Genomic DNA, 1,149 nt, shown 5'->3' on the forward strand with positions numbered 1-1,149 from the left:
TGCAGATGCATTACGTCAGTCCGCAGCTACAGGTAATGCGATCGCGTAGCGTGACCTGCATGTCAATCGCAAAAGCGCGGAAGCTGAGGCCGTAGGCCACGCTTTGCGTTCGCGTAGCGTCGGCTTTGCCGAAACGCTTCCGGAGCGTAGCGTGACCTGCATGTCAATCGCATTAACCTAGCTGCTTTTAATAAAGGGCGGATGGTAAAAAGGCCCCGGCTGGTTGGTTATACAGGCCAAGGCTCATCAAGGTTTCCGTCTGGATGAGACGCAAGCCATGGTTCAAACACCAACGGAATAGGTCAGGGTTACTAATTGGAACATAAAAGCCCGACCCACCGAACGCTGGAGCTGCCCCAATCAGAGCCTTTAAGTCCTCATTATTCTCCCCAACAGCGTGGCCGAAGAAGCCAATTTCGGTGGCGTAGCCCGATATGCGCCCATCACACTCGACAAGGGTTGCCATGCCCCGAGCGACATATTCCTTCAGTTCCCACCCCCGGTCATGACCATGAATGCGATCGCAAAGTTGATTACAGGCAGCAAGGTCGGCCTCAGTCACCGGACGAACGGTGCGGCCTGGTATCGTCAAGCCGAGTGGCTGTCCTTGAAGGTTGGCCAGTAGCTCACGTACATTGAAGCCGAGTTTTGTATACAGGGAAAGGGAGCGGCTGTTATATGCGGCTTGAACGAGCCGCACACCGGGGCACCGTTTTTCTTGTGCTCGTTTTGACACTCCCCGCCCTGTAAGGACGGCAGGGCTGTTTCATTATAGAGTAAACAGGTGTATTTTGAAGAAATAGCCGGAAAAATCCCGCTAATTTCCCTTATAGACTATAATCATGGAGAAAAGCTTAATCGACTATCTTAAGGAAATACCTGATCATCGCAGTCCTCATGGTCGTCGTCATCCTCTATGGCTAGTGCTTCTAATTATCATTATGGGGATGATGAGTGGTTATTGGGGTTATCGACAATTGGGTAGATTTGTGGAACGCCACCGCAGAGAATTAATTAGTAGACTTCAAATTCCTTTTGCTCGTGTTCCTTCTTATTCAGCAATCAGAAGAGTTATGATTAATTTAGATTACGAAGAACTCCAACTTGTGTTTAATCAATGGAGTCAACAATATAGTTTGATTCCCTCTA

Annotated in this window: 2 protein-coding genes; one reads left to right on the forward strand and one right to left on the reverse strand. The window is 49.2% G+C overall.

Annotated features, from left to right (window positions below):
- Positions 1-187 precede the first annotated feature (187 nt).
- Positions 188-592: a hypothetical protein gene (locus F6K37_RS43635; protein WP_287257378.1), complete on the reverse strand. Its 405-nt coding sequence runs from the start codon at positions 590-592 to the stop codon at positions 188-190.
- 250 nt (positions 593-842) lie between these two features.
- On the opposite strand from F6K37_RS43635, the gene F6K37_RS43640 reads away from it, so the two are divergent.
- Positions 843-1,149 (forward strand): transposase family protein (locus F6K37_RS43640; RefSeq protein WP_287257379.1); only part of this gene is annotated, 307 nt, incomplete at its 3' end.

This window comes from Moorena sp. SIO4E2 (genome assembly GCF_010671945.1).
GTDB classification, from domain to species: Bacteria; Cyanobacteriota; Cyanobacteriia; order Cyanobacteriales; family Coleofasciculaceae; genus Moorena; species Moorena producens.